Source organism: Escherichia sp. E10V10 (genome assembly GCF_004211985.1).
Taxonomy (GTDB): Bacteria; Pseudomonadota; Gammaproteobacteria; order Enterobacterales; family Enterobacteriaceae; genus Escherichia.
The window spans coordinates 155,801-179,378 of the sequence record NZ_RHJO01000003.1 but is presented as its reverse complement, the minus strand read 5'-3'; the positions used below and the strand labels follow the sequence as shown (position 1 = coordinate 179,378).

At 48.4% G+C, this 23,578-nt stretch carries 17 protein-coding genes and 4 pseudogenes; 8 read left to right on the top strand and 13 right to left on the bottom strand.

Features of this window, described 5'->3' with window-relative positions; all coding sequences use genetic code 11:
* Positions 1 to 50: 50 nt before the first annotated feature.
* The 11 genes and pseudogenes from D9736_RS07280 to tssB all read right to left on the bottom strand — a co-directional run bounded on the left by D9736_RS07280 (position 51) and on the right by tssB (position 10,548).
* Positions 51 to 1,454, bottom strand: coding sequence for a VasL domain-containing protein (locus D9736_RS07280; RefSeq protein WP_130258032.1), 1,404 nt, complete (start codon positions 1,452 to 1,454; stop codon positions 51 to 53).
* Positions 1,455 to 1,577: 123 nt separating this feature from the next.
* The gene (gene tssE / locus D9736_RS07275; RefSeq protein ID WP_130207931.1) at positions 1,578 to 2,027 is read right to left on the bottom strand and encodes a type VI secretion system baseplate subunit TssE; all 450 of its coding nucleotides are present in this window, start codon (positions 2,025 to 2,027) and stop codon (positions 1,578 to 1,580) included.
* Positions 2,020 to 2,145 (bottom strand): annotated as a pseudogene (locus D9736_RS23830) (type VI secretion system lipoprotein TssJ); the annotation flags it as partial. The gene tssE and the pseudogene D9736_RS23830, both read right to left, overlap by 8 nt.
* Positions 2,134 to 2,265 (bottom strand): annotated as a pseudogene (locus D9736_RS23455) (type VI secretion system baseplate subunit TssF); the annotation flags it as partial. The pseudogenes D9736_RS23455 and D9736_RS23830, both read right to left, overlap by 12 nt.
* Before the next feature lie 230 nt (positions 2,266 to 2,495).
* Complete coding sequence (gene tssA, locus D9736_RS07265) at positions 2,496 to 4,091, bottom strand: type VI secretion system protein TssA (protein ID WP_130258030.1); 1,596 nt, start codon at positions 4,089 to 4,091, stop codon at positions 2,496 to 2,498.
* A 101-nt stretch (positions 4,092 to 4,192) separates the two neighbouring features.
* A complete protein-coding gene (gene tssH / locus D9736_RS07260; protein ID WP_130258029.1) occupies positions 4,193 to 6,832 on the bottom strand; it encodes a type VI secretion system ATPase TssH in 2,640 nt (879 codons plus the stop codon).
* Between the two features lie 176 nt (positions 6,833 to 7,008).
* Positions 7,009 to 7,500, bottom strand: coding sequence for a type VI secretion system effector Hcp (gene hcp, locus D9736_RS07255; RefSeq protein ID WP_024558534.1), 492 nt, complete (start codon positions 7,498 to 7,500; stop codon positions 7,009 to 7,011).
* Positions 7,501 to 7,504: 4 nt separating this feature from the next.
* Positions 7,505 to 8,182, bottom strand: a pseudogene (locus tag D9736_RS07250) (OmpA family protein); the annotation flags it as partial.
* 2 nt (positions 8,183 to 8,184) lie between these two features.
* A pseudogene (tssK, locus tag D9736_RS07245) lies at positions 8,185 to 8,451 on the bottom strand (type VI secretion system baseplate subunit TssK); the annotation flags it as partial.
* A gap of 18 nt (positions 8,452 to 8,469) precedes the next feature.
* Positions 8,470 to 10,017 carry a type VI secretion system contractile sheath large subunit gene (gene tssC, locus D9736_RS07240; RefSeq protein WP_130258028.1) on the bottom strand — a complete coding sequence of 516 codons (1,548 nt, stop codon included), beginning with the start codon at positions 10,015 to 10,017 and terminating at the stop codon, positions 8,470 to 8,472.
* 33 nt (positions 10,018 to 10,050) lie between these two features.
* Complete coding sequence (gene tssB / locus D9736_RS07235) at positions 10,051 to 10,548, bottom strand: type VI secretion system contractile sheath small subunit (RefSeq protein WP_130207941.1); 498 nt, start codon at positions 10,546 to 10,548, stop codon at positions 10,051 to 10,053.
* Positions 10,549 to 11,191: 643 nt separating this feature from the next.
* Here tssB and D9736_RS07230 point away from each other — a divergent pair.
* From D9736_RS07230 to D9736_RS07195, 8 genes are all read left to right on the top strand, one after another.
* Positions 11,192 to 11,683: a hypothetical protein gene (locus D9736_RS07230; RefSeq protein ID WP_130224043.1), complete on the top strand. Its 492-nt coding sequence runs from the start codon at positions 11,192 to 11,194 to the stop codon at positions 11,681 to 11,683.
* A complete protein-coding gene (locus D9736_RS07225) occupies positions 11,680 to 12,015 on the top strand; it encodes a lysozyme inhibitor LprI family protein (RefSeq protein WP_130224041.1) in 336 nt (111 codons plus the stop codon). Before D9736_RS07230 ends, D9736_RS07225 begins: the two co-directional genes overlap by 4 nt.
* Positions 12,016 to 12,736: 721 nt before the next feature.
* Positions 12,737 to 13,720, top strand: a complete 984-nt coding sequence (locus D9736_RS07220) for a KpsF/GutQ family sugar-phosphate isomerase (RefSeq protein WP_130258027.1) — start codon at positions 12,737 to 12,739, stop codon at positions 13,718 to 13,720.
* Positions 13,721 to 13,791: 71 nt separating this feature from the next.
* Positions 13,792 to 14,940 carry a capsule biosynthesis protein gene (locus D9736_RS07215; protein ID WP_130218061.1) on the top strand — a complete coding sequence of 383 codons (1,149 nt, stop codon included), beginning with the start codon at positions 13,792 to 13,794 and terminating at the stop codon, positions 14,938 to 14,940.
* Between the two features lie 23 nt (positions 14,941 to 14,963).
* On the top strand, positions 14,964 to 16,640 hold the full coding sequence (locus tag D9736_RS07210; RefSeq protein WP_032226219.1) for a polysaccharide biosynthesis/export family protein: 1,677 nt from the start codon (positions 14,964 to 14,966) through the stop codon (positions 16,638 to 16,640).
* 9 nt (positions 16,641 to 16,649) lie between these two features.
* Complete coding sequence (gene kdsB, locus D9736_RS07205; RefSeq protein ID WP_130258026.1) at positions 16,650 to 17,390, top strand: 3-deoxy-manno-octulosonate cytidylyltransferase; 741 nt, start codon at positions 16,650 to 16,652, stop codon at positions 17,388 to 17,390.
* Entirely contained in the window at positions 17,387 to 19,414 is a 2,028-nt protein-coding gene (locus D9736_RS07200; protein ID WP_130258025.1) for a capsular polysaccharide biosynthesis protein, read from the top strand. Before kdsB ends, D9736_RS07200 begins: the two co-directional genes overlap by 4 nt.
* 34 nt (positions 19,415 to 19,448) lie before the next feature.
* The gene (locus D9736_RS07195; RefSeq protein WP_130258024.1) at positions 19,449 to 20,690 is read left to right on the top strand and encodes a capsular biosynthesis protein; all 1,242 of its coding nucleotides are present in this window, start codon (positions 19,449 to 19,451) and stop codon (positions 20,688 to 20,690) included.
* A 120-nt stretch (positions 20,691 to 20,810) separates the two neighbouring features.
* On the opposite strand, the gene D9736_RS07190 is transcribed toward D9736_RS07195, so the two are convergent.
* Together D9736_RS07190 and D9736_RS07185 are read right to left on the bottom strand one after the other, a co-directional pair.
* Complete coding sequence (locus D9736_RS07190) at positions 20,811 to 22,151, bottom strand: glycosyltransferase family A protein (RefSeq protein ID WP_130258133.1); 1,341 nt, start codon at positions 22,149 to 22,151, stop codon at positions 20,811 to 20,813.
* Between the two features lie 128 nt (positions 22,152 to 22,279).
* Complete coding sequence (locus tag D9736_RS07185; protein ID WP_130258023.1) at positions 22,280 to 23,449, bottom strand: nucleotide sugar dehydrogenase; 1,170 nt, start codon at positions 23,447 to 23,449, stop codon at positions 22,280 to 22,282.
* Positions 23,450 to 23,578: the final 129 nt, after the last annotated feature.

Genomic DNA, 23,578 nt, shown 5'->3' with positions numbered 1-23,578 from the left:
GGGGCTTTTTCTTTTTCTGGCTACGGTAAATTTCAGATCGTTGCTACAGGTCATTCGTAATCGTTAACACCTTTTAATTTCAAAGCATTCTGTCGAATGTCGGCATATCTGGCGATGAGCTGTTTCAGATGCATCTCTGCCTCAGCCCCTGCGGCAGGTGGAAGTGGTTGTCCCGCCGACGACTGTTCCAGTATCCGCAGTTGCTCTTCAGCCGGTATGGATTGATTAAAAGACTGTATCGTTGAAAACACCACTGACTTCAGCTCACTGACCGTCATGTATTTCCCCTTATGCTCATCCAGTCCGTTTAGTCGCTCACTCAGTTTCTGTAGCGTAACCATTCCCTGATGCCAGCCATTCAAATTTCCTGTCGGCAACGCAGCGACATTAAATTGTTGCTGCCACTGCTGTATCAGGGGCTTTGCGCGCTCCGGCCATATCACCCGGGCCTGTTCGACAAGCTGCCTTTCCCGGGTTATGAGCCAGTCCGGCGGTAGCTTGTCCAGACGCGTAAGCTGCTGTTGTGTTTGCGTAATTAAAGCTTGTGGCAACGGCGATTGCTGACGCAATAAATCCAATTGTTCAGGCGTGAGTACTGCGGGTAACGGTGCCAGAGAGGCAGTAAACTGGGTTTGTAACGGGTCCGGCCGATGAAAAAACTGCCACGCCCATAGCGTTGCTGCACCTATCACCAGCATGGTACACATCCCACCGACAAAAGATTTCCATTTTTTTACTGGCTCAGGTATTGCCGGCAGTACCTCCACGTTCGGCTGTGTAACGTACACCCATTGCACTGCACTGTCTGGCGCCCGGATATCTTCAAACGAACGACCAGTATGGGAACCTGTTGTTATACCCACGTCATTCATGACCGGATCATGCGAAACGATACCCGACTGAATTGTCGCCCCTGTACAGATTGTGTCATCGCTGTTCTCCAGCCTGACAGCGTTGTTATGTATCAGGGTACGCAATGTATCCAGCTGACTGAGATGTCTGAGTTCCAGACGCTGTAAAACTGCCCCCAAACGGGTAAGCAGTTGCTCTGCCCGATACAGTTGGCTAAGGTCGCTGTATTTCAGCGGAAGTGAGCGCATCCGTTGTTGCAAACGCTGGCTCAGATTACTGAGGATCTCAATCCGAACATGGACAGGCTGTGGCCAAAGCACGCCCCACTGATGGCTTATCAGAGCCTCCAGTATTGCCAGCCCTTCATTCAGACCAAACAATCCGGCCAGCTGCGTACGGGCCAGCGTATACCAGGCCGCAGTCTGCAGCTCAACACCATTTTGCTCAAACAGTGAGAGACACAGTTTTTCAGCATAACGCCAGTTCACATCAGGACGTGCCGGATGCGTTAGCTTATTGAGTTCATCACACAAAGCGGCATAATCCGGTAACCTTCGCGGGTCACCGCCGGTTTTGATTCTACGTGGGGTAATGTCATTCATGACCAGTTATCCATCTGACGTACTTGCGGTTATAAAAGATGATCGTTTATGCAGCTTGGTGTTCTGCATATTCAGGGCGTAGCAGAGACTGACGGGGTTAGGGAGAAACGCTAAAACCAGACCTTAAATACGAGCTGCCGTGTCGAGATACTGCTGTTTCAGGTGTCTCAACAGGACTCGCCCTTCAGGCATAAATTCAGTGCCATAACGCACCAGACCAACATCTTTGAGTTCAGCGTCAATGGCATAGCACAGCTCGCCAGGGACTGCCTGTTCCAGCAGAACAACGGTTATTTTTTTCAGACGCGGCTCATATTTGAGCAGTACGGTAGATAACGTCCCCATCATTTCATGCGCCGTCCCCGGCATTCCCTGGAGAATTTTGGTCATATCCGGTAGACCATAGTCCGGCAGATGTGCCAGCGTGCCGGCACGACTGTTAAGAATGCGCTGCATATTGTCCAGTACTGAGAGGATTATCTGGTTCTGCTCGCTAACCTGATTCAGATCCAGACCTCCGGTAAAATTCCCAAACAGGGTTTCATATAGCGACGGACGCGGAGTGTCATTCATCTTTCAACGCCTTCAGAGTCAACCGTTCACTCCCTGCTTCAATGATTCTGGCTGAGTCCGGGTCAAGGTCGTCACGACTCAACACGATCCGCCAGGTGTTATTCACCGGATCCGGAGTGCCGGCCTTATCCAGGTCTAACATCGCTGCCCGGTCCGGATAACTTTGTGCAAACTCTTTCGCGGTTTCACGCAGGTAGCGCATTTCTGCGTCGTAATAACGCAGGGTTAAATCATCCATAAAATAGTTACTCAAAATATAGGAAACAATGTTTTCTTCCCCAAAAGTGGAAGTTATCTCACCACTTCGCGAGTAGTCAGAGACATAGGTTTTATCTCCTCATTTAAAATCTCAAATTCAGTAGTTATTTTTCTGAATGACTGACCAGATGAAAAAATGTGAGAAAGTACCTTGCTATAAATTATGAGCCACACTTATTCATCCTCCTTTTATCCAGCCAATAACTTTCTCTAACCACATAACACCGCGGCCCGCGCCGGATCGAGCTGAATCAGCCCGCCTAGCAATTTTTCCATAGCAGGCCCGAGGCGAATCTTGTCAGCCTCACTGCGGCTGGCTTTCAGTCTGAGGAGTTTCAGATGACGAGCCTGTACCTCAAACAGCAGCTCAGGTTCCCAGTCGCTAAGGGCCACTTCTGTGGCACGCTCACCCAGCTCTGCAAACAGGTGCACCGCGAGCTCATTTTTTCCGTACTGTTCTGCAATACGCCCCATTAGCAGGCGCAGCAGCCACTGCTGCCGCACAGTGGCGATGCCCGGTCGATGCTGTAACCAGCTCAGTGCCGCATCCGGGCTTTCGCTGTCCGCCAGCGCCACGGCTTCCGACTCCAGAGCCAGAATGTCGTCATTCACTTCGGCCATACGGGCGGAAGGCGTTTCTTTGCCCCACCCAGCGGTGGTATCCAGTACGCTCTGCTGGATCCAGTTCAGCGTCACTTCATCAGCAAACGGCGTACCGTCACTGAATGCCAGCGTCTCCAGCCCGGATAGCCGGGTCAGTAGCCCCTTCAGATCAGCGGCAATAATGTCAGCCACTATCTCCTTACCGGACTTCGTCAGCGCCTGATGGATATACCATTGCAGATCCAGCCACAGGTGGTTGGCACCGCGGGAAAAGGTACTGTCTGCCGTTTCCAGAATCTCAGCCCAGTTTTGCTGCAGGTACAGGCGTTTGAGCAGCGCTCGCTGGTCTGCTCTTGGGGGTTCGATGCGAGTTCGCCCCTGTGCATCTGGAGCCGGAATAGCCTGCAGGGTATCGTGACGCAGACTTTTCATCAGATGGTGCGCCGACAACCAGCCGTCGGGCTGTTCACGCAGGTATTCGCTAAGAGTGCGCGCCTGCGCCAGCAAATCCTGACCGGAAGTGATTCTCCCGATAGCAGGGGCATCGCTGTGGCTCGCCGTGGAAAGTGTCTCGGTAGTACTGGCGTTCTGCGGTACAACGGCATCCACTCCGCCCGCTTTCTGCAGTCGGTTTTCCAGCGCACCATACAGTGCGTTAAGTTCTGGGCGGGTTTCATCCGGCTCATTTTCGGTGAGCTGCGCTATCAGCAGCAGCGCACCGATGGTACGCAGCGCATCTTCCCTGACCACTTCCGGATACAGTGAAAGAGAATCCGTCATGCGTGAACCTGCCAGCCACTCCAGTGCTGCCTTACGGCTGCGGTTGCGCTGTGGGTGCAGTTGCACACCGAAGCGGTCTATCAGACCCGCCAGCAGTTCGAGCCCCTCAGCCAGCCCCTGCTCGCCTTCACGATGCAACCTGGCCCAGCAGTAATACGTCGCCACACGAATGTCTTTAGCGGTGGTGGTGAGCACTTTCTCCGCCAACTGGCAGATAAGCTCAGTATCCGCCCCGGAAAGTTTGTTGACCTCCTCGCGCATTTGCTGGAAGCCATCGTCATAACCAGGGTCATCTCCCACTGATGACTCTCCGGGTAACGGCTGCAGCCAATTGTTCCACTGCGCTACTCGCTCACGGGTCGCGTCAAGGAGTGTTGTCGGCTCTGTCTGACAGGCGCTAACCAGGGCATTTAACGTGCTCATCAATTGACCTCCGCTGCATCACGGTTCGTGCTGGCGACCGGGTCTGTCACTGCCACTTTCGCCGTACTGAAGATGGTACCTGTCAGACTCATAAGGTTCCTTCAGTCATATTTAAACTCCAGCACAACCCCTTCTTCATCATTCCACCCCAGTGTCAACGACGCTGGCTTTTGTTTCGCCGCCATATGAACCAGCAATTGCTGACTCAGCACCGGCAGAATTTGTTGGTTGAGTAAGCTGTCGACATTGCGCGCCCCGGTGTCCGGTAACAGGCAGGCTGCGGTCAGCGCGTCGTACAGACTTTCGTCAATCAGCGTGGTCAGGCCGTAGTGGCGCTGTAAGCGCTGGCTGACCTGGGAGAGTTTCATCTCCACAATCGTGTGCATGGCTGCTTCTGCCAGCGGACGGTAAATCACGGTCTGGAAACGGGCGAGCAGCGCAGGCTGGAAGTGGTCGCGCAGTATCGGGCGCAGCAGTTCGTGCAGGTCTGCCTCGGTGGCTTCCGGTTGTTCGTTCAGCAACTGCATCAGGTGGTCGCTACCAAGGTTGGAGGTCATCAAAATAACGGTATTACGGAAGTCGATTTCTCGCCCTTCGCCGTCGCGCATAAAACCACGATCGAATACCTGATAGAACAGATTCATCACGTCACGGTGCGCTTTTTCGACTTCATCGAGCAGCACCACACTGTACGGACGCTTACGTACAGCTTCAGTAAGAATGCCGCCCTGGCCGTAGCCGACGTAACCAGGTGGAGAACCTTTCAGCTGGGAAACTGTGTGTGGTTCCTGGTATTCCGACAGGTTAATGGTAATCAGTGATTTTTCGCCACCGTACAGCGCATCCGCCAGTGCCAGCGCGGTTTCAGTTTTTCCTACACCACTTGGGCCAACCAGCAGGAATACACCCTGTGGACCGTTCTCAGAGGTGAGGCCGGTTTTAGCGGCGCGCAGGCGCCGGGCGATGGCTTCAAGTGCTACATTCTGACCGACTACACGTTTGCCGATTTCATTTTCCAGGGTAAGCAGTTCAGTCTGTTCGTCTTTCATCAGCGAAGAAAGCGGCACGCCGGTCCAGTCGGCAATCACTGTTGCAACAGTGCGCACATCCACATCCACCGACAACAACGGATTGCCCTGCTGTAAACCGTTCAGCTCCTGTTGCAGGGCATGCGTTTCGCTCTGACGGGAAATGTCCTGGCGGCATTCCCGTAGTTGTTCAGTAAGTTTCAGTTCCTGGCCGTACTGGGTTTCAAGTTCGTGGAGTTCAACGATGACGTTTTTCTCTTCCTGTTCGATTGCCGTCAAGCGTTCACCGTGGTTTTGATTACCGACGGTAATATCTTCCTGTAGCGCTTGTCTCTCCATTTCAAGAGAGGTAATCCGGGAACGGATACGGGTCAACTGTTCGGGTACGGTGTCGAGACTCATACGCACGCGAGCGCTTGCAGTGTCGAGCAGGTCAACGGCTTTGTCCGGGAGTTGACGGCCAGTCAGATAACGTCGGGATAACGTAACGGCAGCGCACACCGCATCATCAGTGATGTGCACATTATGATGTTCGGCATAACGGGATTTCAGGCCACGCAACATCAGACAAGCCGTGTCGTCGTCCGGCTCGTCAACTTTCACCATCTGGAAGCGGCGTTCGAGTGCGGCATCGCGCTCAAAGTATTGTTTATACTCAGACCAGGTCGTCGCGGCGATGGTACGTAACTCACCGCGCGCCAGGGCTGGCTTCAGCAGATTGGCAGCATCAGCACCACCCGCCTGGTTACCTGCGCCGATGATGGTATGGGCCTCATCGATAAACAGCAAGACAGGTACCGGAGACTGCTGTACAGCATTAATCACGTTTTTCAGGCGCTGCTCAAATTCCCCCTTCACTCCCGCCCCCGCCTGCAGCAGCCCGAGGTCAAGAGTGCGTAGCACCACCGGTTTGAGGGATTCAGGGACATTACCGTCAGAGATTCTGAGCGCCAGACCTTCTACCAGTGCGGTTTTCCCGACACCTGGCTCACCGACCAGGATTGGGTTATTTTTTCGGCGACGAGAAAGAATGTCCACCATCTGGCGGATTTCACTATCGCGGCCAAATACCGGATCAATTTTGCCTTCACGCGCCTGGGCGGTGACGTCATGGGTGAATTTATCCAGCGCATTCTGCAGCGCCGGACTCAGTTCCCCTTCTTTCATCTCACTCCCGACTGGACGCCCGATAAACTCCACGTCCCCACCATGGCTCCCCGTGAGTTCGGCTTCCTGCTGTACCTGCGCACGCTCGTCTGACTGAGCATCCAGTAGCGGGCGCAGGCACTCCAACTGGCTCTGGCCCAGAGTCAGCAATGGCCACAGACCATCGCAGCGCACCAGCTTCTGGTTAGCCACCAGCGCCATCAGCAGGTGGTGACTTCGAATCTGTTCTTCTCCCGCCAGTGAGGCAATCAGCCAGGCTTGTTGCATCAATACCTGGATATTTTCTGAAAGCTGCGGGCGATGGCGCACCGAGCGCGGTTGTTTGTCGAGCCAGGCAAGTAAATCTTGCCAGAGAGTGTCCATGTCCCACTCGTAGCGGCGTGCCAGCACTGTGAGATCCCCCTCGCCCTGCTCAAGAAGTTTCAGCAGCCAGTGCTCTGGCAAAATTTCCGCATGCGCGCGAATCTGACAGAGTGAAGCCGCGCCTTCCATCGCACGGGCGCAATAAGGATTCAGACGTCGCAGCAAAATGGCTGGATTTTCCATGAATATCTCTCTTTGTCGGTTTCTGAACACACTACCGCCCCTCGCTGTTTTCCGTGAGGAAGACCAAAGCGCATACGGTCGTGCTGACAGATTGTGGAGTTTTTGCTGAAAGCCCGTTGGCTTCAGACGTTCAGCAAAAACAAAAAACGGACAGAGAAACTCTGTCCGCTCGTGGCTTAGGCGGTGGCGCGTTCGTTCCAGGAATCGGAATGAATGATGTTGCCGTCTTTGTAGGTCCAGGTGATTTTTTCGTAACGCAGTTCAATGCGCTCAAGGTGGTTGTGCTTCTCTTTAGAAGGATCCTTGATGTCATACATTTCAGGATTCACCTTCACCACTTTCACGTTCTCAAGTTTGGTGTTGAAGTACTCCACTTCCTGGCCTGCGTCGTTGATTTTGTACCACTTGAATTCGGCAGACTTGAGGGTCTGACCGGTGGTCACTGCCTTGTACAAGTACGGGCTGGAGGAGTCGATTTCCTTGGTGAACAGGAACGGGGTATGGATACGGGTGCCGGTCAGTTTGCCTGTGTTGTTATCAGTCGGGATGTACAGGTTGTGTTCCTGAGCCACGACTTCGATGCTGCCTTCACGATCCTGAACGTCAACAGACCCTTTGATGTCCGCGCCGCCATCGTCCTTCAGCCAAAGATAAACAGGTATTGCCATGGAATTACTCTCCATTATGTTGTGATGCGCCATCATCCTGCGATGACGCCAGGGTGTGTCCAGGTATCTGACAGGCATTAGCCTGCGGTACCAGACTGATTTCGACACGCCGGTTGAGCGCACGGCCCTCTGGGGTGTCATTGGTTGCGACCGGACGGCTTTCGCCATAGCCCTGTACCGCAAAACAGCTTTCCGGTACGTCACCGGTTTCATGCATCCAGACGCGCACCGCTTCGGCACGTTTCTGAGAAAGCGTCTGGTTTAGTTGTGCGTTCCCGGTGTTATCCGTGTGGCCAGCGACCACAATCAACCAGCCCGGTTTTGCTCTGACTCCCACCAGTGAATTAACCAACATTCTGGTGGACCCGGCCTTCAGCACCGATTTGCCGGAATCAAATAGCGACATACTGTCGAGGCGGATAATCTTCTGCCCCGGGACGATTTTTTGGATAACAGGTGAAGAGAACGACGGTGGTGCCAGGTCATCCATGACGGCTTCAATAACAGGTACAAGACGCAGTCCCTGATACAGTCCGAGGCGATAACGCACAGGCTCACCGCGACGATGCCAGTCATCCAGCAGTGCACCATCAGCGCGCAGACGCTGTTGGGCCTGGAGTTTAGGTTCTGCCGGTGTGTCAGTAAGATGGTGGTATAAGGCAAGGTGGTCGCCGACATTGCGACGGATAAATCACAAACCGGAGGAAGATTATCCGCCAGGTCGGTATCAACGATCGTGCCATCCTGGAAACGTACCACCAGACGGGTAGCATTTAGCCGTGACAGCGCCAGGGCGGCGGTGTCAAATTCAGCATTCACCACGCCCCAGGGATGGGAAATCCCCATCCTTGCAACGGTATCGGCAATGTGCGCATTCCAGCGGGCCTGCTGCTGGAACTGTTGCGGGGCCAGCGCAGCCCCGTCCTCCCAAAGTGGGCGAAAAATTTTCATCCTTGATTTCCCCTCGCCTTACGACTTGGCTTTTGGCATCTGGGAAACCAGTGATAGGTTGATGTCCATCCCTTCCACCTGGAAGTGGGGGATAGCAAAGAGTTTCACGCGGAAGAAGCCTGGGTTATCCCCGATATCTTCCACCAGCACTTTCGCGTCACGCAGCGGGTGAGAAGCCTGCAAGTCATCGCCCGGATCGGTCATTTCTGTCACAAGACCACGAACCCAGGTATTAAGCTCCAGTTCCAGCAGACGACGATCCTTGGTTGTACCAATGTTTTCCCGTTGAATCAGCTTCAGGTAATGAGCGATTCGCGACAGCAGGAAGATGTACGGCAAACGCGCATTGATGCGGCTATTAGCAGTGGCATCAGCAGTGTCGTAGAGCGCAGGTTTTTGCGTGGAGTTCGCCGAGAAGAAACAGGCATAATCGCGGTTTTTGTAGTACGACAGGGGAATAAATCCAAGATTTGCGAATTCAAATTCGCGGGTTTCCGGGATCATCACCTCTGACGGAATTTTGACCTGATTACCCGTGCCGAGATCATACAGATGAATGGGCAAGTCCTGCACTGCACCACCGGCCTGTGGGCCACGGATTTGCACGCACCAGCCGTTGTTGATGAAGCTTTTCACCATGTTGGCCGCAAAAGCGAAGGAGGCATTGGTCCACAGGTATTTATCGTGATCCGGGCCTTTCACTTCTTCAACATAGTTAAAACTACGTACCGGTACTGTGTCCGGGCCATACGGCAAACGGCCGAGCACGCGAGGCATGACCAGCCCCATGTATCGGGAGTCGTCCGTATCCCTGAAACTTTTCCATTTAATGTACTCGGCGCGGTCAAAGTAGTTACCAATATCTTTGATGGCTGCGACCTCTTCCATTGACTCTTTCAGGAAAAATTTCGGCCCCGCAGAACCGATAAAGGGCATATGTGCCGCAGCAGACACTTTTGACAAATTACGCATCAGCGCCACGTCCTGCGCAGAAGCATCAAACTCGTAAGAGGAAATCAGCGCGGCAATCGGCTCGCCGCCCGGCGTGTCATACTCATCGATGTATGTGTGTTTGTACAAACCACTCTGGATAATTTCCGGGCTATCTTCAAAATCCTGGCGCAGGTCTTCTTTAGAGATATCCAGCAGTTCAACTTTCACGTTCTGGCGGAAATCGGTTTTATCAACCAACGATTTCACGCCCCGCCACAGGCTTTCTACCGCCTGAAAGGCCTCGTGATGCATAACTGCATCAAGTTGACGACTTATCTGGAAATCCAGTTCAGCGATATGGTGGTCAATCAAATTTTTGTCGAGCTTTTCAACTTTAGAGCCGGATTTAGTCAGACATTCCAGGAACACTTGCATCCCGGCCGTTAAACGTTCATCCGCGGTTGCATCCGACATCGCCTGTGCATCCTGCCAGATATCCAGTGCACTCAACTCTGAGACTGGGCTCAGATTAATTTTTTCAAACAGGGACGCATAAACTCCATTTGCCACAGGACGTTCAAGGACCACACTCTCGCCAGCAGTGGCATTCTCATTATTTACAGACATCAACATATTCCTTATTAATCCGTTAAATCGTCATGATCGTTATGGCTGTTTTGGGGCCAGGGCTGAGAGTTCGGCTCTGAGTTCTGCGCTTAATGCCGGGTCCAGCAGAATATTTTCCAGTTCTTTGCGGAAAGCCTGGTTATCCAGAAGATTTGCTTTTAAATCACGAAGTAAATTACGCATGGAAAGCATGGCCTTCAGCTGTGGTATTTGCCGGGAGACTTGTTCCGGGGAAAAATCCTTTATACTGCGGAATGTCAGTTTGATGCTGTCTTCGCTATCGTCATCAGCAAGCGTATTTTTAACGATAAGATTTACTTTTGGGGAATAATCAAAAAGGACTGCGTCAAAGTTATTTTTGTTAAGATTAACTTTTTTACGCTCTGATAATGGCGCGGATTCCTGACCATTACTAAAATCACCCGCAATAAGTAGCTTAAGGGGTAATTCCATTTTTTTGCTTGCGCCACCTGTATGCAGTTCTAATTTTAGATTAATACGGGCCTTCGGGATCTCCCGCTGGAAGCTGTCACTCATAGTTCCCTCACGTAATTCAGTTAAAGTCAAATTAACAACAATATTTCCTTAACCGAATACTAGGGCAATATCAATTTCAAAAAAACAATATAGATCAATAAATTGAATATAAAAAACAATAAGAAATATGCCAAAAAACAAGAATAATTTTAGACATATCAAGCAATTAAAAAACGACTTTATACATGTTCTGAATTATATTTTCATTACGTAACTACATTATTTTTTATACCCTAACCCAGATTATACGAAGTGCGAAATGCTGACTTATTATATAACAACATTCTTCATGATCCTCAGGCGGCAGCCCTGAGTGTTTTTGCGATGTAATATCGAAGTAATTCGTTTGTATATAAAATCTATTACTATAGTAAACCGTGAATATTCACCATGCACTGGCATTTCCTCTTTGCACGCTCCAGCTTAAAGTCAAACCAGTTTCTATTATGTTAAATACCGTAGAAAGAAGATTTACTTATTAATATTTTTATTTCAGGTAATCGGAATTTTGCATTTTTGCATGCAGAAGCACCTTCAGGAATACTCTGATTAAGCATAAACATTGATGCAGCGCAGCAAATTATTTATTTTCACCACTTATATTCACATAGACATTGTAATTGCACAGTAAAAGTAGGTACTTATGCGTAATGGAGTATTTCGGATTAGTAAGTATTTGGTTGTTATTACTGCGATATCCTGTATGTATACCGGATTTGCATTTGCAACGAACGTCACATTGAACTCTGTCCAGGTAAAACATCTGAATAGCGTTATCAATCGTGAGGTAAAAGGGAAGAATGACCGTAATTTTGTCAATAACAACTGGACTGAAGCTCAGCGCGTAGCCGAATTTATTTGCCGACCGCTCGCACTAAAAGAGCTGCAGAAGCAGTACCCCGACGTAGATAAGGTTATTTTCGATCAGGGAAAACATAATATGCAGCGACTGCTCTCACCTGCACTACTGACAGGCAATGGCCAGTACCGCAGGGGGATTAGCTGGACGCCGTTTCACTACGAATGTCAACTGTCAGTAAAAACCGGGGAAGCAACAGGATTCAGGCTGACGAGAAACAGAGCCCTGACCATGGCTCCTGGGCCAGTTATCCGATCTGAAGGAGCCAACCAGTGAAAAATATACTTACGGCATTTCTCATCATTACGTTGCCTGTTTTCTCTGTCACGGCAGCCAGTTTTGACTGTCGGCTGGCCCGCAGTGCGGATGAAAAAGCGATTTGTGCATCGCGTACCCTCAATGATATGGATGTGGAGATGAGCGTTAAATACAAATTTCTCCACGGGCTTTACGCAATGGGTGCCGCCGGGGAACTAAAAGAATCACAGGCACAGTGGCTGGCAGAACGACGCCGTTGTGGCAGTGACAAACCCTGCCTGAGAGAAATATACAGAAAGCGATTAACAACGTTGAACCATCTTTATGACGCGATTAACAAACCACTCTGAATCCAGAGTGGGCTCGTTGGTTGTTGGAAGTGCCTTCATGCGAGGCACTTCCTTATCAGTCTGCACAGTTATTGGTTAGCGAATGATAATCCCCGTCATTATTTTTTAATTTAATAATAGTTTCCACGGAAAATATATACGGTGATAAATGCGTCTCTGTTTGATTTAAAAACATATTTATCGCCATAAATAATCAAGCGCAAAACTATCATGCTAGTCAATATTCACCGCAAAAAATTTGTCATTCTCTTCTGCTTTACAGGGGGATTGTCAATCTGTTTATTAACTCAACTTAAATAGTTAATCACAAAATATCATCGCCATTACTGACGTGTTTTATTTATTGATAACAGTGACATACGTTCTTTTTTTATAAGCAAACAATCAATCACTAAATTGTTTTTCGACTTAATAGTTAATCGCGAAACATTTTAATGATTGATAAAAATCCTAAATTCCTTGTTCATAATGTAGGTGTGTGTTAAATAGGTGGGCAAAATTTGGTTCCCCCTTCTCGCCTGTAATATTGCAGCATCTTCGCACTTCCACGAGACATTGCGACTTAATAAGAAGGTGATAAGCCCTACATAAGCACATGGGCTGACCATGGTTTTATATTCATTAAAACACTTTGTTATAACCAATTGATTTAACATCAATAATTTATTGTTGGTTCGGGTTTGTTGTGACTATGGCATTATTTCCGAGCAAAGGAGTTGATATGTCTGAAAGACATTTACCTGATGACCAGAGCAGTACTATCGATCCATATTTAATTACCTCGGTTTGCCAGACTCTGGCAGAACAAGGTGCTGCATTACAAAATTTGTCCAAACAGCTGGATTCCACTCAATACCAACGTGCTCTTGAATTGATAATTAATTGTAAAGGACACGTTATTCTTTCGGGAATGGGTAAATCAGGGCATGTTGGTCGAAAAATGTCTGCGACTCTGGCCTCTACGGGTACGCCGAGTTTCTTTATTCATCCCGCAGAAGCTTTCCATGGCGATCTGGGCATGATTACGCCTTACGATCTTCTGATCCTTATTTCTGCCAGCGGTGAAACAGACGAAATCCTGAAGCTCGTCCCGTCACTGAAGAATTTCGGCAACCGAATTATCGCCATTACCAATAATGGAAATTCCACGCTGGCGAAAAATGCCGATGCCGTGCTGGAACTCCACATGGCGAATGAAACCTGCCCGAATAATCTTGCACCAACAACGTCTACCACGCTGACTATGGCGATCGGCGATGCGTTGGCGATTGCCATGATCCACCAACGCAAATTTATGCCGAATGATTTTGCACGCTATCACCCGGGCGGTTCATTAGGCCGTCGCCTGCTGACCCGCGTTGCGGATGTCATGCAACATGATGTCCCTTCGGTTCATCTGGATGCACCCTTTAAAACGGTGATTCAACGTATCACCAGCGGTTGCCAGGGAATGGTGATGGTAGAAGACGCAGAAGGCGAGCTGGCGGGCATTATCACCGACGGTGACCTGCGTCGCTTTATGGAAAAAGAAGATTCTCTGACATCCGCCACGGCGGCGCAGATGATGACGCGTGAACCGCTGACGTTGCCAGAAGAAACCATGATCATCGAAGCGGAAGAAAAGATGCAAAAACACCGCGTCTCGACGTTATTGGTGACCAACAAGGCGAACAAAGTCACTGGTCTTGTGCGCATTTTCGACTAATTAAGCAACAGGGCGCGAGAGTTAACTCTCTCATTGAATTTGCGCCCCACTGAAACTCTGATAATCGTTACATGTTGATGAAAGTGAAGTCTGCCGTATCCTGGATGCGTGCTCGTTTGTCTGCCATCTCACTGGCAGATATCCAAAAACACCTGGCGAAAATCATCATTCTGGCACCGATGGCAGTGCTGCTGATCTATCTGGCTATTTTCAGCCAGCCTCGCTATATGAGCGAGTCGAAAGTCGCCATTAAACGCTCAGATGATTTAAACAGTGGCAGCTTAAATTTTGGTCTGCTATTGGGTGCCTCTAACCCGAGTTCCGCAGAGGATGCGTTATATCTGAAAGAGTACATCAACTCTCCAGATATGCTGGCAGCGTTAGATAAGCAACTGAATTTTCGCGAAGCGTTTAGCCACAGCGGGCTCGATTTTCTTAATCATCTTAGCAAGGATGAAACCGCAGAAGGCTTCCTGAAGTACTACAAGGACCGTATCAACGTCTCGTATGACGATAAAACCGGATTGCTCAATATTCAGACGCAGGGCTTTAGCCCGGAGTTTGCGCTTAAGTTTAACCAGACCGTGCTGAAAGAGTCAGAGCGCTTTATCAATGAGATGTCACATCGCATCGCGCGTGACCAGCTTGCCTTTGCGGAAACGGAAATGGAAAAGGCACGCCAGCGTCTGGACGCCAGCAAAGCGGAACTGCTCTCTTATCAGGACAACAACAACGTTCTGGATCCACAGGCACAGGCACAGGCAGCGAGCACGTTAGTGAATACGCTGATGGGCCAGAAGATCCAGATGGAAGCGGACCTGCGGAACTTGCTGACGTATCTGCGCGAGGACGCCCCGCAAGTTGTGAGTGCGCGTAATGCGATTCAGTCATTGCAGGCACAAATCGATGAAGAAAAAAGCAAAATCACAGCGCCACAGGGTGACAAGCTAAACCGTATGGCGGTGGATTTTGAGGAAATTAAATCAAAAGTAGAGTTCAACACCGAGCTCTACAAACTGACGCTGACCTCCATTGAAAAGACCCGTGTAGAAGCGGCTCGTAAGCTCAAGGTGCTGTCTGTGATCAGTTCGCCACAGTTGCCGCAGGAATCCTCTTTTCCAAACATCCCTTATTTGATCGCCTGTTGGTTACTGGTGTGCTGCCTGCTGTTCGGCACCCTGAAACTGTTGCTGGCTGTTATTGAAGATCACCGAGATTAACGCTGTCGCTGAATGAGTTTGTGATGAAATTATTTAAATCAATTTTACTGATTGCCGCCTGTCACGCGGCGCAGGCCAGCGCGGCCATTGATATTAACGCTGACCCAAACCTGACAGGAGCCGCACCACTGCCCGGTATTCTGAGCGGACAAAAGTCGGATACGCAAAACATGAGCGGCTTCGACAATACCCCGCCGCCCGCACCGCCGGTGGTAATGAGCCGTATGTTTGGTGCTCAACTTTTCAACGGCACCAGCGCGGATAGCGGTGCGACGGTAGGATTCAACCCTGACTATATTCTGAATCCGGGCGATAGCATTCAGGTTCGCTTGTGGGGTGCGTTCACCTTTGATGGTGCGTTACAGGTTGATCCCAAAGGTAATATTTTCCTGCCGAACGTTGGTCCGGTGAAAGTTGCTGGCGTCAGTAACAGTCAGTTAAATACCCTGGTCACATCCAAAGTGAAGGAAGTGTACCAGTCCAACGTCAACGTCTACGCCTCCTTATTACAGGCGCAGCCAGTAAAAGTGTACGTGACCGGATTTGTGCGTAATCCTGGTCTGTATGGCGGTGTGACGTCTGATTCGTTACTCAATTATCTGATCAAGGCTGGCGGCGTTGATCCAGAGCGCGGAAGTTACGTTGATATTGTGGTCAAGCGCGGCAACCGCGTGCGTTCCAATGTCAACCTGTATGACTTCCTGCTGAACGGTAAACTGGGGCTTTCGCAGTTCGCCGATGGTGACACCATCATCGTTGGGCCTCGTCAACATACGTTCAGCGTCCAGGGCGATGTCTTTAACAGCTACGACTTTGAGTTCCGCGAAAGCAGCATTCCCGTAACGGAAGCGTTGAGCTGGGCGCGCCCTAAGCCTGGGGCGACTCACATTACGATTATGCGTAAACAGGGACTGCAAAAACGTAGCGAATACTATCCGATAAGCTCAGCGCCAGGCCGTATGTTGCAAAATGGCGATACCTTAATCGTCAGCACTGACCGCTATGCCGGCACCATTCAGGTGCGGGTTGAAGGCGCGCACTCTGGCGAACATGCCATGGTGCTGCCATATGGCTCCACCATGCGTGCGGTTCTGGAAAAAGTCCGTCCGAACAGTATGTCGCAGATGAACGCGGTTCAGCTTTATCGCCCATCAGTGGCCCAGCGTCAGAAAGAGATGCTGAATCTCTCGCTGCAAAAGCTGGAGGAAGCATCTCTTTCCGCCCAGTCCTCCACCAAAGAAGAAGCCAGCCTGCGAATGCAGGAAGCGCAACTGATCAGCCGCTTTGTGGCGAAAGCGCGCACCGTGGTTCCGAAAGGTGAAGTGATCCTCAACGAATCCAATATTGATTCTGTTCTGCTTGAAGATGGCGACGTCATCAATATTCCGGAGAAAACATCGCTGGTTATGGTTCATGGCGAGGTGCTGTTCCCGAACGCGGTGAGCTGGCAGAAGGGAATGACCACCGAGGATTACATCGAGAAATGTGGTGGCCTGACGCAAAAATCGGGTAACGCCAGAATTATCGTCATTCGTCAGAACGGTGCGGCAGTCAACGCTGAAGATGTGGATTCACTCAAGCCGGGCGATGAGATTATGGTTCTGCCGAAATATGAATCGAAAAACATTGAAGTTACCCGTGGTATTTCCACCATCCTCTATCAGCTGGCGGTGGGTGCAAAAGTGATTCTGTCTTTGTAAGGAATTGAAATGAGCAAAGCAGTTATTGTCATTCCGGCCCGCTACGGCTCCTCGCGCCTGCCGGGTAAGCCACTGCTCGATATTGTTGGCAAACCGATGATCCAGCATGTTTACGAGCGTGCGTTACAGGTGGCGGGCGTTGCGGAAGTTTGGGTGGCAACAGACGACCCGCGCGTTGAACAGGCCGTGCAGGCGTTTGGCGGGAAAGCCATCATGACGCGCAACGATCATGAATCCGGCACCGATCGGCTGGTCGAGGTAATGCATACGGTGGAAGCAGATATCTACATTAACTTGCAGGGCGATGAACCCATGATTCGCCCACGGGATGTAGAAACGCTGCTACAAGGAATGCGTGACGATCCCGCGTTGCCAGTGGCAACGCTATGCCACACGATTTCTGCCGAAGAAGCGACCGAGCCAAGCACGGTAAAAGTGGTGGTAAATACCCGCCAGGATGCACTTTATTTCAGCCGTTCGCCGATTCCGTATCCGCGTAATGCTGAAAAAGCGCGCTACCTGAAACACGTCGGTATTTACGCTTATCGTCGCGATGTGCTGCAAAACTACAGTCAATTGCCAGAGTCCATGCCGGAACAGACGGAATCACTGGAGCAGCTACGGTTGATGAACGCGGGGATCAACATTCGCACATTTGAGGTTGCCGCAACCGGTCCGGGCGTCGACACCCCGGCATGCCTTGAAAAGGTGCGCGCTCTGATGGCGCAGGAACTGGCCGAAAACGCATGATTGGCATTTACTCGTCTGGCATCTGGCGTATTCCGCATCTGGAGAAATTTCTGGCGCAACCGTGCCAGAAACTTTCTCTGCTGCGTCCTGTTCCGCAAAACGTCGATGCTATCGCCGTGTGGGGGCATCGCCCCAGCGCGGCGAAACCAGTCGCCATCGCCAAAGCCGCGGGAAAACCCATCATTCGTCTGGAAGATGGATTTGTGCGTTCGCTGGATCTTGGCGTCAATGGCGCGCCGCCGCTTTCTTTGGTGGTGGATGATTGCGGCATTTACTACGATGCCAGCAAGCCTTCGGCGCTGGAGAAACTGGTACAGGATAAAGCCGGAAATGCGGCATTGGCTGATCAGGCCAGAGAAGCGATGCACACCATCGTGACCGATGATTTGTCGAAATATAACCTGGCGCCTGCGTTTGTGGCTGATGAGTCAGAACGTACAAACATCGTTCTGGTTGTCGATCAGACATTTAATGATATGTCAGTGACGTATGGTAATGCGGGTCAGAATGAGTTTGCCGCCATGCTGGAAGCCGCGATTACGGAAAATCCTCAAGCCGAAATTTGGGTGAAGGTGCACCCAGATGTACTTGAAGGAAAGAAAACAGGTTATTTCGCCGATCTGCGCGCCACGCAACGAGTACGTTTGATTGCCGAGAATGTCAGCCCGCAGTCGCTGTTGCGACACGTTTCCCGGGTTTACGTCGTGACCTCCCAATACGGCTTTGAAGCCTTGCTGGCAGGAAAACCAGTGACATGCTTCGGTCAGCCCTGGTATGCAGGCTGGGGCTTAACCGACGATCGTCATCCGCAATCCGCTTTGTTATCTGCCCGACGCGGTTCTGCCACGCGGGAAGAACTTTTTGCCGCAGCATACCTGCGTTACTGTCGCTATATCGACCCGCAAACGGGGGCCGCGAGCGATCTGTTTACCGTGCTGCAATGGCTACAATTACAACGTCGACATCTGCAACAGCGTAACGGCAATTTATGGGCGCCAGGCTTAACGCTGTGGAAGTCGGCAATCCTGAAACCTTTCTTGCGAACGGCGACAAACCGGCTGAGTTTTTCACGTCGCTGTACTGCGGCCACCGCTTGCGTGGTATGGGGTGTAAAGGGAGAACAGCAATGGCAAGCCGAAGCGCAACAAAAATCACTGCCGTTATGGCGAATGGAAGATGGTTTTCTGCGTTCATCCGGGCTTGGCTCTGACCTGTTGCCGCCGCTATCGTTGGTGCTGGATAAACGCGGGATCTACTATGACGCCACGCGCCCCAGCGATCTGGAAGTGCTGCTGAATCATAGCCAGCTAACGCTGGCGCAGCAGATGCGAGCTGAGAAGTTGCGGCAACGACTGGTTGAAAGCAAACTGAGCAAGTACAACCTGGGGGCCGATTTCTCTCTGCCTGCCGAGTCCAAAGGTAAAAAAATCATCCTGGTACCGGGTCAGGTAGAGGACGATGCCTCTATTAAAACAGGCACTGTCTCGATTAAGAGCAACCTTGAGTTATTACGCACCGTACGTGAACGTAATCCGCACGCCTACATTATTTATAAACCGCACCCGGATGTACTGGTGGGGAATCGTAAGGGCAATATTCCGGCTAAATTGATCGCTGAACTTGCTGATTATCAGGCACTGGACGCAGATATTATTCAATGCATCCAGCGCGCAGATGAAGTGCACACCATGACATCATTGTCCGGGTTTGAAGCGTTATTACATGGCAAGCAAGTTCATTGTTACGGCCTGCCCTTCTATGCCGGTTGGGGGTTAACCGTTGATGAACATCACTGCCCGCGCCGCGAGCGCAGATTAACGATAGCAGACTTGATCTATCAGGCGTTGATTGTTTATCCAACCTATATCCACCCAACACGGCTACAACCTATTACGGTTGAAGAAGCTGCGGAATATTTAATCCAGACGCCGCGCAAGCCGATGTTTATTACCCGAAAAAAAACGGGGCGAGTCATACGCTATTACCGCAAATTAATTATGTTCTGCAAAGTCAGATTTGGCTAAACAATTTCATAGTTGACTATTATGCAAATTATTTATGCAAGACAACGCACTAACCATTTTATTATCGGGTAAAAAATATCTGCTTTTGCAGGGACCGATGGGACCTTTTTTCAATGACGTCGCCGAATGCTTAGAGTCATTAGGCCGTAACGCTGTGAATGTTGTGTTCAACGGCGGGGATCGTTTTTACTGCCGCAATCGACAATACCTGGCTTACTACCAGACGCCGAAAGAGTTTCCCGGTTGGTTGCGAGATCTCCACCGACAATATGACTTTGATACCATCCTCTGCTTTGGTGACTGCCGCCCATTGCACAAAGAAGCAAAACGCTGGGCAAAGTCGAAAGGGATCCGCTTTCTGGCATTTGAAGAAGGATATTTACGCCCGCAATTTATAACCGTGGAAGAAGGCGGTGTAAACGCATATTCATCGCTACCGCGCGACCCAGATTTTTATCGTAAGTTGCCAGATATGCCTGCGCCGCACGTTGAGAACTTAAAACCTTCAACGATGAAACGTATTGGCCATGCGATGTGGTATTACCTGATGGGCTGGCATTACCGTCATGAGTTCCCTCGCTACCGCCACCACAAATCGTTTTCCCCCTGGTATGAGGCTCGTTGCTGGGTTCGTGCATACTGGCGCAAGCAACTTTACAAGGTAACACAGCGTAAGGTATTGCCGAGGTTAATGAACGAGCTGGACCAGCGTTATTATCTTGCCGTTTTGCAGGTGTATAACGATAGCCAGATTCGCAACCACAGCAATTATAACGATGTGCGTGACTATATTAATGAAGTCATGTACTCATTTTCGCGTAAAGCGCCGAAAGAGAGTTATTTGGTGATCAAACATCATCCGATGGATCGTGGTCACAGACTCTATCGACCATTAATTAAGCGGTTGAGTAAGGAATATGGCTTAGGTGAGAGAGTCATATACGTGCACGATCTCCCGATGCCGGAATTATTACGCCACGCAAAAGCGGTGGTGACAATTAACAGTACGGCGGGGATCTCTGCGCTGATTCATAACAAACCACTCAAAGTGATGGGCAATGCCCTGTACGACATCAAAGGCTTGACGTATCAAGGGCATTTGCACCAGTTCTGGCTGGCCGATTTTAAACCGGATATGAAACTGTTTGAGAAGTTTCGTGGGTATTTATTGGTGAAGACGCAGGTTAATGGGGTTTATTATGGGAAATGGGTTTTTAATAAGATAAAAACAGAAAAAAAAGATTGTATTATGATATCAAAAAGAACATTACAATGAGTTGTATTAACATAAATACTTATTAATACTCACCCATAGTATAAGGCTCAATAAGTTATAATTAGAAAATGCAGGTGATTATAAAAAATAAATGGCATAGGTTATACATGAAGTAATAGGTTATATACTGGCAAGATTAATATGAGCACATCGTAATGCAGACTTGATGGCATTAGTATCAACTAATATTGAGTCAGGTGCAGGGAATGGTCTGTTATCATTAGTAAAATAAGAATTTCCTATGTAAAGACTTTCTTTATTTCTTAACGAGTTTATGTGCCATCGTGACCAGGAATCCCAATATTTCTGGCGATCCGGTGAAATTCCCTGAGAGGAATAACCTGTTGTAGGTGAATTCATTAACGAGTCGGTACGATGACTTCCTAGTGTCAAAGGCAATTTAATACGATGTATAGAGGAGGCACCAAAAATTAGCTGAAGTCGAGCAATAAATTCACTATCAGCACCCGTTTTAACGCAGTCCCAAACGCCCGCTTTTTGCAATACCTCCGCCCTTCTAAACAGCAAAGAAGAAGGATTCAGTCGTTTTAGTGGATAAACCGCACGCGCATAGAAAATCCCATTATCTTGTAACCTTACCCAATCAGAAATTGAACAAATTAGTTTAGGGTTTAACAATAAAGGTGATATCTGTCTAAATAATTTTTCAGGATGGGACCAGTCATCTGAGTCATGGCATGTCACAAACTCTCCCTTAGCTTGTATTAAACCTATTCGTTTTGCAGCATATGTTCCAACATTTTGTGGCAGGCTAATAATTTTTATTCGACTATCTTTGAGTGCTAATCTCTGAAGACGAAATAGCGTATCATCAGTGCTGGCATCATCAACAATAATTAGTTCAAATGAACGATATGTTTGATTAAGCAATGATATTACTGCATTTTCTACCCGCCTGTCGGTATTGTATGTTGTCATTAAAATAGAAACCAGGGGGCCCGTTTGGACAGTATAAGGAACCGATGTAACAATATTACAAGGTGACAAAGGAGATGAGTTATCTGCAAGTGCGACCTGAGATAAACCAAAGTACGTATAGTATGCGTTAAGTCTATTTAAAGAGGTTTTTGGTGTTTCTCTCAAAGCATTATTTTGTAAGAGCAATATATCAGGGGAAGAAATAAGACTACTGGAATCAATCTGAGAAAGTGTTGATATGGCTTTTTGAGTTAACCCAACTCTTAACTGAAGAGCTGCATATAAATCTAAAGGATAATTATCTATATTATCTAATAATGATAATGAAAACGTAGGAGAGTATGATGCCAGGGCCTTTGCCAACTCAATCTTTTGATGTGTGTCCGTGAACTCATCTTTGAACTCCGTAAGTAATTCTGGAGTTAAACTTATGTCACCACAAGCAATTTTAGCTATTTTAATCGCTAATTTACACCGCCAATCTGGCGGTGTATCAGTGAGATTACACAATGACCAATACATATTAAGCTTATACATTGCCAATATACGTTTTGACTGCCAAAATCGGCAGTCATCTTGTATTGCAGCTAAAGCATGTACATATCTATTTTTCTTTAATAGCCATAAAAATTTTAAATTATTGAACATAATTAAGAGTCGACACCAAATAAATCTCGCGTATAAACCTTTTCACTTACATCTTCTAATTCTGACGTGCGGCGATTGGCTACTATAACATCAACACGTTCTTTAAAAGCATTAATATCGCGCTCAACATAAGAACCAAAGAAATAAGGCTCTTTTAGTACAGGTTCATATACAATTATCTCAATTCCTTTGGCTTTGAGTCGTTTCATTACACCCTGAATACTACTTGCTCTAAAGTTATCACTACCTGCTTTCATTATGAGGCGATAGATTCCTACAACTTTTGGCTTAAGACTTAATATATCCTCCGCAACAAAGTCTTTTCGGGTAGTATTGGCATCGACAATAGCCTGGATTAAGTTCTGCGGAACATCACGATAATTTGCGAGTAATTGCTTGGTATCCTTAGGTAAGCAATAACCTCCATAACCAAAAGAAGGATTATTATAATGTTGACCAATTCTAGGATCTAAACCAACACCCTCTATAATTTGCTTTGTATCTAAACCATGAACGGAGGCATAAGTATCCAATTCATTGAAATAAGCAATCCGCATTGCAAGGTAAGTATTTGCAAAAAGTTTAATGGCTTCAGCTTCAGTGCTATCCGTTAACAATATTGGAATATCTTTTTTTATAGCACCTTCACAGAGAAGCTCAGCGAACTTTCTTGCTCGTTCGCTACGCTCTCCGACAACTATGCGAGATGGATATAGATTGTCATAAAGAGCTTTACCTTCACGTAAAAATTCTGGGGAAAAGATAATATTATTCGTGTTTAGATCGCGTTTTAGTCGTTCAGTAAATCCGACGGGGACTGTAGATTTAATTATGATAGTTGCATTAGGATTTATACTTAGTACGTCACATGCTACTGATTCTACTGAGAGTGTATCGAAGTTATTATTAATGGGATCATAATTGGTTGGTGTTGCGATTATAACATAATCAGCATCTCTATAGGCTTCGTATTTTTCTGTTGTAGCATATAGGTTTAATTTTCTATTTGATAAAAAATTTTGTATTTCAGGATCACATATTGGTGACAACCTTTCATTAATTAATGAAACTTTATCAAGATCTATATCTAGAGCAATAACATCGTGTTTTTGTGAAAGCAATGTAGCAATTGACATGCCAACATAACCAACACCGGAGATTGTAATTTTCACAATTAACTCACAATTTTATTATTTATATTGCCTTTTGTTGACATTATATCAAGAAAAAGCTTAGGATTATGATAAATAATAGAATAATATACGTCAATTTTACCAAAACAAAAACATAATTTTTATATC

What these genes read in the sequence shown, in the direction of transcription:
- D9736_RS07190 (WP_130258133.1), bottom strand. Translation starts at nt 22,151, where the DNA reads ATGTATTGGTCATTGTGTAATCTCACTGATACACCGCCAGATTGGCGG.
- kdsB (WP_130258026.1), top strand. Translation starts at nt 16,650, where the DNA reads ATGAGCAAAGCAGTTATTGTCATTCCGGCCCGCTACGGCTCCTCGCGC.
- D9736_RS07215 (WP_130218061.1), top strand. Translation starts at nt 13,792, where the DNA reads ATGTTGATGAAAGTGAAGTCTGCCGTATCCTGGATGCGTGCTCGTTTG.
- D9736_RS07220 (WP_130258027.1), top strand. Translation starts at nt 12,737, where the DNA reads ATGTCTGAAAGACATTTACCTGATGACCAGAGCAGTACTATCGATCCA.
- D9736_RS07195 (WP_130258024.1), top strand. Translation starts at nt 19,449, where the DNA reads ATGCAAGACAACGCACTAACCATTTTATTATCGGGTAAAAAATATCTG.
- D9736_RS07230 (WP_130224043.1), top strand. Translation starts at nt 11,192, where the DNA reads ATGCGTAATGGAGTATTTCGGATTAGTAAGTATTTGGTTGTTATTACT.
- tssC (WP_130258028.1), bottom strand. Translation starts at nt 10,017, where the DNA reads ATGTTGATGTCTGTAAATAATGAGAATGCCACTGCTGGCGAGAGTGTG.
- D9736_RS07200 (WP_130258025.1), top strand. Translation starts at nt 17,387, where the DNA reads ATGATTGGCATTTACTCGTCTGGCATCTGGCGTATTCCGCATCTGGAG.
- D9736_RS07210 (WP_032226219.1), top strand. Translation starts at nt 14,964, where the DNA reads ATGAAATTATTTAAATCAATTTTACTGATTGCCGCCTGTCACGCGGCG.
- tssH (WP_130258029.1), bottom strand. Translation starts at nt 6,832, where the DNA reads ATGGAAAATCCAGCCATTTTGCTGCGACGTCTGAATCCTTATTGCGCC.
- hcp (WP_024558534.1), bottom strand. Translation starts at nt 7,500, where the DNA reads ATGGCAATACCTGTTTATCTTTGGCTGAAGGACGATGGCGGCGCGGAC.
- tssB (WP_130207941.1), bottom strand. Translation starts at nt 10,548, where the DNA reads ATGAGTGACAGCTTCCAGCGGGAGATCCCGAAGGCCCGTATTAATCTA.
- tssA (WP_130258030.1), bottom strand. Translation starts at nt 4,091, where the DNA reads ATGAGCACGTTAAATGCCCTGGTTAGCGCCTGTCAGACAGAGCCGACA.
- tssE (WP_130207931.1), bottom strand. Translation starts at nt 2,027, where the DNA reads ATGAATGACACTCCGCGTCCGTCGCTATATGAAACCCTGTTTGGGAAT.
- D9736_RS07280 (WP_130258032.1), bottom strand. Translation starts at nt 1,454, where the DNA reads ATGAATGACATTACCCCACGTAGAATCAAAACCGGCGGTGACCCGCGA.